The organism is Pediococcus sp. (assembly GCF_003533255.1).
In the GTDB taxonomy this organism is placed as follows: domain Bacteria; phylum Bacillota; class Bacilli; order Lactobacillales; family Lactobacillaceae; genus Pediococcus; species Pediococcus parvulus.
This window is the reverse complement of record NZ_DOEM01000031.1, coordinates 1,210-9,329: the sequence shown is the minus strand read 5'-3', so window position 1 is coordinate 9,329 and position 8,120 is coordinate 1,210. Positions and strand designations below refer to the sequence as shown.

General features: G+C 36.8%; 7 protein-coding genes. 4 read left to right on the top strand and 3 right to left on the bottom strand.

The window, feature by feature from the left end; translation table 11 throughout:
- Positions 1-282 precede the first annotated feature (282 nt).
- From DD627_RS07555 to DD627_RS07545, 3 genes are all read right to left on the bottom strand, one after another.
- The gene (locus DD627_RS07555; RefSeq protein WP_057783660.1) at positions 283-699 is read right to left on the bottom strand and encodes a hypothetical protein; all 417 of its coding nucleotides are present in this window, start codon (positions 697-699) and stop codon (positions 283-285) included.
- A gap of 129 nt (positions 700-828) precedes the next feature.
- Positions 829-1,293, bottom strand: a complete 465-nt coding sequence (locus DD627_RS07550) for a GNAT family N-acetyltransferase (protein WP_260275000.1) — start codon at positions 1,291-1,293, stop codon at positions 829-831.
- Positions 1,294-1,367: 74 nt separating this feature from the next.
- Positions 1,368-1,529 (bottom strand): hypothetical protein, encoded by a 162-nt coding sequence (locus DD627_RS07545; protein ID WP_157077632.1) that lies wholly within the window; start codon positions 1,527-1,529, stop codon positions 1,368-1,370.
- Positions 1,530-1,911: 382 nt separating this feature from the next.
- On the opposite strand from DD627_RS07545, the gene cas5c reads away from it, so the two are divergent.
- The 4 genes from cas5c to DD627_RS07525 are packed head-to-tail and all read left to right on the top strand — an operon-like array spanning position 1,912 to position 7,923.
- Positions 1,912-2,643 carry a type I-C CRISPR-associated protein Cas5c gene (gene cas5c, locus DD627_RS07540; RefSeq protein ID WP_057783655.1) on the top strand — a complete coding sequence of 244 codons (732 nt, stop codon included), beginning with the start codon at positions 1,912-1,914 and terminating at the stop codon, positions 2,641-2,643.
- The gene (gene cas8c, locus DD627_RS07535) at positions 2,640-4,517 is read left to right on the top strand and encodes a type I-C CRISPR-associated protein Cas8c/Csd1 (protein WP_260274999.1); all 1,878 of its coding nucleotides are present in this window, start codon (positions 2,640-2,642) and stop codon (positions 4,515-4,517) included. Before cas5c ends, cas8c begins: the two co-directional genes overlap by 4 nt.
- A gap of 2 nt (positions 4,518-4,519) precedes the next feature.
- Complete coding sequence (gene cas7c / locus DD627_RS07530; protein ID WP_260274998.1) at positions 4,520-5,422, top strand: type I-C CRISPR-associated protein Cas7/Csd2; 903 nt, start codon at positions 4,520-4,522, stop codon at positions 5,420-5,422.
- Positions 5,423-5,445: 23 nt separating this feature from the next.
- Positions 5,446-7,923: a CRISPR-associated endonuclease Cas3'' gene (locus tag DD627_RS07525; protein WP_260274997.1), complete on the top strand. Its 2,478-nt coding sequence runs from the start codon at positions 5,446-5,448 to the stop codon at positions 7,921-7,923.
- The last annotated feature ends 197 nt before the right edge of the window (positions 7,924-8,120 follow it).

Sequence of the window (8,120 nt, the reverse complement as noted above, 5' to 3'; positions counted from 1 at the left end):
ACCTGATTTGCGGAGTTGTCCTAGGACTCGGCGGAAAAAGGATAAGATGACAACATGAAGCACCATGAAATATCAAAAAAAGGGAAGTCTCAATGAAACTAATAGAAACAGATCATGTCAGATTAACAGCAACAAAAAAGAAATTTAGTTGGTTAGAACTAGCTGCATGGATAGCTTTAATTGTATCTTTGAGCTGGTTATGGAAGAAGAATTAATTTACACAAAAAACTAGAATCCACCTTACTTTGATTAAGGAAGATTCTAGTTTTTAATTGGCACAAATTAAGTACGTGCCCGAAATTGATGGCGACATGTCGGACAGGTAATTTGAATTTTTCCTTTTCCTTTAGGGATGCGAATGCGTTGGTGACAGTTTTTACAGGTGAAAAAGCGATATTGTTTGCGTTGCTGCCATTCCTGATAACGGCGACTTATCGGTTTAGTTAACCAAGCTGTCCATTGCTGAAATTTTCCGTTTTCTCGAGCTCGTTGGTAGATTTTTCGTGAAAACACGCGCCAATAAGTAGCGATCAGAAAAAGCAGGCCCAACAGATTGAGCCAACCAGCGTGGATAAAGATGGTTAAGAAAATTAGGATCAAACCACAACTAATCAAAAATTTATTCAAACTGTCCATGATTCCGTAACGGCCCTGCATGAACTGTACGACCTTATAAAGCCATTTTGGTGGTTGTTTCAATACTATTTCACCTCACTTTTGCTTAATAACAATTGATTGAAAACTAAACATGGCATGAAGCACTTAGACAATGAGTTCTCATGTCATGTTTAACATCATACAACAATCTCGCCTTAATATTCACCTGTCTTATGATTTAAGGGTCATTTTTATAAAGGTTATCGGCATACCAAATGGTTTAGCAGCGCGTTCGCTGACCTTTTTGAAACCCATTTTGTTATAAAGGTGAATGGCGCGTTCATTAAAATCCGCCACTTCCAAGGTGACTTTGCCAAAGTAGTGGTAGTGCTGACGACCAAAGGCAATGCATTGTTGAACAAATTGTTCTCCGTAGCCTTTTCCAGTATCTTCAGGGCGAATTCCGAAGCCGATTTCCATGACGCCATTGTGAAACTGATATTCGTAAATTCCGAATAATTGCTCATTTTCATCTAAGATTGAAAAGTAATCGCTATTACTCATCAGCAATTCGTTTAATAACTCAGAGCGACTAACTGAAGGTGGAAAATTATAAAATGTATACGGTTCTGGATACTGCCAATTGAGGTAAGTATTTGCTTGTTGCGCATTCATTTTCATAATTCTGGCCATCATGGACACTTCCTCTCACTTTTACCACCATCATACGCTAAAACACCTTTGTTTCATAGCGATGACGGGTATCTACCTTATTTTTTCTTCTGACCGATCACAATGGTTAGGCCAATTAAAGCTGCACCTAAAATAAGGCAGAGCGTATTGAATATTTGAGGTGAGAATGGCCGAATAATTCCGATAACAAGAATCAAAACGGCTACTGCCAATAAGCGTTGATAAAATTTGTTTGACATTGAAAAACTTCCTTTTTTTAAATGGGTGGTTCTACTATTCTATATGCGAGCATTTTTATACCAGCGGGGCAAATGATACAGAATAAAATGTTTAGATTAAGGTATCAATGATATGCTATGATAAATATATCATAGTGGATCTATGTGAATTGAAAAATGATCGTTATTTTTATGAGTCTTGTTGGCTACATTGAGTAGTCAAACTTGAGGCAGTTCTTTTATATAAGAACTGCCTTTTTAATCATCATAAATTATAAACTCATGATAGTTATTTTTATAAGAAATATTGTTTTTTTAAAATAACCGTGTATAATACAAGTATAGTAAGATAAGAAAACGCTATCAAGCAATTCTAATTCTACAGTGAAATGGAGGAAAAAACATGCCGGATAATTTATTAGAGTATGAGATGTGGGGCAAAAATGCATTATACTGCGAGCCGCTTAGTCGTGGCTCAGAAAAAATGTCATTTCCGCTCCCTACTTATCAATCTTTGATCGGAACTTCCGAAAGTATTTACTGGAAGCCAACTTTTAAGTATGTTATTGATGATCTGAGGGTTATAAATCCGATTAAAGTCGAATCGAAATCAATGCGGCCATTAGATAAAAGACTTGCACTAAATCATAATACGTTAGCCTTTTACACCTATTTATCTGATGTTAGGTATCAAGTACGCTGCCATATTGAGTGGAATTTGCAGAGAGAAGACTTGGTCGCTGATCGAAATATAAAGAAGCATACTGCAATTTTTAAACGAGCACTTAAGGCTGGAGGACGCAGAGATGTGTTTCTTGGAACACGTGAATGCCAGGGATATGTTAAACCACAAATTTTTGGTTCCGGTGCTGGTTATTATGATGATGTGGAATCTCAATACTTCGGATTAATGTTTCATGGCTATAACTATCCATCTGATACAGGGGATCCAATGCTTTCTGTGAGAATGGATGCACCAATAATGAAAAAGGGAGTTGTCCATTTTAAAAGACCAGAAGAGTGTAAGATTATTCAGCCAATTCGAAAAATTAAAGACACTGGTGGCCATGACCAAAAATTATTTGAATCGGTAGATGACCTTTATAAGCAAATGATTAGAGGCGATGATAAATGACCGTATTTCAGGATTTGGTTAAAGTCTATGATGATAATCAAGATATGATTGGTAAATTTGAGCAAGACCAATTCAAAAATGATTATACTTTATTGCCAGCTTCACATGTTTCCGTGAGAGTTCAAATTGAGGTCACTTTGAATAAAGATGGACAGTTTTATACTGCAAGACAATTAGATAAACCGGGTGAAACGACTGTGATTCCTGCAACAATTCATTCTGCTAATCGAGCAAGTAATATAGCAGCACATCCGCTCCAAGATAAAATCAAATATGTCGCGGGCGATTACTCTGAATACGCAACTAATGATAAAAAAGCTAAGGCATATCACGAAGACTATCAAGACATTTTTGGGCAATGGGTACAATCGAAATTTTCAAATGCACGATTAATAGCCATTGAAAAATATCAAGAAAAAAATTCTTTGATAAAGGATCTTATTTCGGCCGGGGTCGTTACCCTAGATTCAGGGAAGTTAACCAGTAAGGATAGAGATGCTTATGTACGTTTTGATGTGTATGATGACAATCCAGAATCAATATGGCGAGATACAGAGATGTATCAGTCGTGGACAAAATTTTACGGTCAATTGTTAAAAGAAAAAACACCACTAAATATCGATTATTTGACTGGAAAATTAGTTCCAACAACCAAATTAATTGAAAAAAATATTAATCCAGCCACAAGTGGTGCAAAATTGATTTCTGCCAATGATTCTAGCAATTTCACCTATCGCGGAATGTTCTTGCGAGATGATTTTTATAGTATTGGCTATTTGGAATCCCAAAAAATGACTCATGCGCTAAAATGGTTAATTCAACGACAAGCTTTAAAGAGCGATAGTCGTGTGTATCTGTTTTGGAGTGAAGGTAATAGTAATGATTCCGTTGCACAAACTGCAAAATCTCTCACAAGTGGCATAACAGATTGGCAGACTCAAAAATATCAATTGCTTTCACAGAGTAAAGGCCAGGGAGATACTGGACAACAAATATCCCACGCCTATAACTCACGATTGTTGGGTCTTACTTCGGATATTGAGTATGGAAAACTAGTTCATATAATTTTTCTTGATGCCGCGACGACTGGAAGAATGGCAACTGTGTACTATAACTTTATGGATACTAAAATTTTTAAGGAAAATATCGAGCATTGGGCAAAAAATTGTGGAGTAATTATTAATGACGGCGGTGGCCAACATATTCATACGCCAACTATTAATCAGCTTATTAGCAGTGCGTATAAAGTAGGTCGAGGCGGTCAACGTTACGAAACATTAAAAAAACATGCATTAGGAGAAATGATAGTTGCCATCACAACTGGCCAGTCAATATCTCGTGATTTGCTAACCGTAATACAACACCGACTGGCTAAACCACAAGGGTATGATGCATTACATCAATGGTATAACGATTTATATAATTTTGCTGCGGCCTTTAATTACAACCAAAAGGGAGGAAAAAAGAATATGGCTTTAAATATAGATAATCACGATCGATCATACTTATTTGGTCGGTTACTAGCACTTGCAAATGACATGGAAGAGCGTGTGTTGTATCAACGCCAATCCGCCAATTCTAATGTAAGTTCGCGATTGACAACGGCCTTACGTTTTATGACTAATTTTTCAAATCAGCCAGCGACAACCTGGAAAAGAATTAATGAAAGCATCGTGCAGTCCTACTTTGGGTCGTTGAGTGCTGGAAGTCAGCATTATTATTTAGGTCAAGTTACTGACATTTTGGATTTGCTAGAAGATCATGGGATGACAGATGAACCACTAACACCTCAATATCTGACCGGATTTGCATCACAATATGTTTATAATCATAAAAAACAAGACAAAAAGACAAGTCTACAAACGGAGGCGTAAAAATGAGTTCAAATATTTTGGAACATAAAATTGATTTTTCAGTTGTTATCGGTGTTAAAAATGCCAATCCTAATGGTGATCCACTGGATGGCAATCGGCCACGAGTGAACGCGGATGGTTTTGGCGAAATTACAGATGTTGCAATTAAGCGTAAGATTCGTAACCGTTGGCAAGACGTGCATAAACCAGTTTTGGTGTTAATGGAAGAAAGAGTCAAAGATGGTGTGATGAACATTCGAGATCGTGTGAAGCAGAGTGAGGCTGTTAGGGATGCTATTGCTTTACAAAAAGATGATAAAAGTCATTGGCGCGATGCTTTTTATAATGCGGCCTGTGCAAGCTGGCTAGATGTACGTGCTTTTGGACAGGTAATGCCATTTAGTGCAAGCAAAAAATTAAAAGATGGTCTGGATGGGGTATCGATTGGTATTCGTGGACCAGTTTCCATTCAATCTGCATACAGTGTTAACCCAATTAATATTAAAGAAGAGCAAATTACAAAGTCTATTAATCTCGAACCTGGTAGTGAAGGTAAGGCTAGTGATACGATGGGAACCAAGGCTTCTGTGCCATTTGCAGCATATAAATTTAATGGCAGTATTAATGTTGAGCAAGCAGAGAAGACTGGTTTTACGGAAGATGATGCAGCGGATCTGAAAGAAGCTTTGAAAACGTTATTTGTTAATGATAGTTCTGCTGCACGTCCGGAAGGCTCTATGGCAGTCTTAAAGCTGGTTTGGTGGGAACATGGTTCCAAGTTGGGAAAATTTGCACCCTACATTATGCATGATTTGACAACTGTTGAAGTTCCAGAAAAAGCGCAAAACTTTAATGAAATTAAGATAACCGTTAACGATCCTTCAGACATGACTGGAATTCATAAGACAGTTACTGATGGCTATTAAACATTTTGACGGGAGTTGGCAAAATGTATATTGCACATATTAGTGAAGATGATGAACGTATACAATCGTTAAAAGACCATTTGTTGAATGTGAGGGCTCTTTGTGAACAATGGGGAAGTAAAATCGGGCTCCAATATGTTTGTGGATTAGCTGGTTGGCTTCATGATGCAGGCAAATATAGCCAAAAATTCCAAAAGTATATTCGTGATCCGAATGGAAAGCGGGGGTCAGTTGATCATGCTACTGCTGGGGCCATTCTTTTGTATGATTTTTCTCGTGGCGACCAACATGATTTCAACCAAGAATTTAGTCCCAAGAAGGATGGCTCTGAGGCGTTAATAGAAGAGCTATTAGGGAACGTCATTATGGCACACCATAATTCCAAAGGTGCTCTTGATTTTATTGATCCAGTGATTCTGAATATGCCTTTTACCCAACGGTTAAATAAACAAGTTAAAGGTATTCGGGGATATGATGCTAACTATCAGGAACAATACCAACAAGTGGTGAATAACTATTTTACCGAATTTGAGGAAGAAGAATTCGCAGATTACTACTCGAAAGCCCTATCAGAAATAAAACAAATAGGAAATAAAGTACTTATAAATGATCAAAACTTTTATTTGAGGTATGTGCTGAGTGTATTAATTGATGCAGATCATACTGATACTGCTAATTTTGAAGGGAATACCAAATTTGGGTATGAAAATAATCAACATGATATTCTCAATCAATATTTTGATGTGAACGAAAAGGCTGTTCAAACCCAAATTTGCGAAAATACAAAAGAAAAAAATAACAAAACAAAAAAACTTAATTGGCTGCGTCAAGAAATGTCGGATGCTTGTTTTACGGCGGCTGGTGAGCAAACGGGCATTTATTCACTTTCTGTTCCTACAGGTGGAGGTAAAACACTTTCTAGTTTACGGTTTGCACTGCGAAAAGCTCAATTACAAAATGTAGATAGAATTATCTACGTTGTCCCTTACACGACGATTATTGAACAAAATGCTAACGTCATTCGTAACCGTTTGAATGGCAGTGCAAACAAGACGGACAACATCTTAGAGTATCATTCAACTGTTACACAAGATCCAAAGAAAGATAGTTACTATTATTCTTGGGACAGTTGGGATTCTCCCATTATTTTAACTTCCCAAGTAGCTTACTTGAATGCCTTGTTTGGAAAAGGAAGCAAAAACATCAGACATATGCATCAATTAGTGCATGCTGTTGTGATATTCGATGAAATTCAAACATTGCCGATTAAGTGTATTGAGATGAACAATGCCGCCTTAAAATGGTTGAAAATACAAGGGACGACTAGTTTATTGTGTACAGCAACTCAACCTGCGTTGGACAAAATTAGAAATGGGTTACCTATAAGTAAAGAAATTGTGCCTGATTTAAAATTAGCACAACAAGCATTCAAGCGTGTTACTATTCAACCAGTATTCAACAGTGATAAACAGTTAAAAGTGTTTTCCCTGGAAGATTTAACAGAATTTATAGACGATAAATTACAACAGGGTGTTCATAGCTTATTGGTTATTTTAAATACAAAAGCAGCCGTACGAAATGCATACGAAGCGTTGAACGATCAAAAGGACCTATTTAAATATCACCTGTCAACAGCCATGTGTTCAAAACATCGGCAGGTTAAGTTCTCTGAAATTAAAAAGCAACTTGAAAATCCGCAAAAAAATTCAAAGAAGGTTGTTGTTTTTTCAACAAACCTAATTGAAGCTGGTGTGGATTTAAGCTTTGAATGTGTTATTCGTTCTTGTGCAGGTCTTGATAGCGTTGTGCAAGCTGCAGGTCGTTGTAACCGCAACAACGAAGTGAAACTTGGTTATACTTATTTGATACAGATGGATAAAAATGTGGAAAATGTTGGCGGGCCGCTAAAATTCTTAGGAGAAGCAGCCGGCATTACAAAGGTTTTATTAGCTAATAATGTTAACCGAGATCTTTTATCGGATGAAATTATGAGAGATTACTTTATACGTTTGTATGCTAAAAGGAGTTCTGATCTTCCTTATCCAAGTGATAATGGATTAAAACTTTATCCATTAATCGGCAGTAGTGATGAGGATAAAGAGCCCAATGTTAGTAGCGAGATCAGTTATTATCAGAAAAACAAAAAAATACCATCGACTTATTTAAGTGTGGCACCAAATACAGTTGCAAAATTGTTTCAAGTAATCGATTCATCAACAACTGATGTGATTGTTCAGTATGGTGAAGGGAAAAAGCTCGTAGCTGAGCTTATTTCCCAAAAAAGCAAATTTGAAAGTATTTCAGGACTTTTAAAGCAAGTTCAGAAATATTGTGTTTCGGTGTATGGGAATCGGGAAGAACCTGGTAGTTATCTAGGTAAATTAATGGCGGATGGCAGTGTACGCTATTGCCAAGAACAAGATATTTTTATTGCTGAAGATGGATCGTATAGTGAAGAATTTGGTTTAGGCGAAGGAAAATTTGATTCTTTAGACTACTAATGCACTTAGTTAGTATTGTGGTGCGAGTATGAAGTGCACATAAATGTGCTAGGCAGTTCGCACCAATATTTGCAGGAAATGATTTATTTTTAGTTGTATTTGTTCGTTACATTTTTTTAATTATGTCCAGCCGTCTAAATATAGATATTTCTTCACCAGATATACTATATTTTGCGGTCGCATCCTTTATGGGTGCG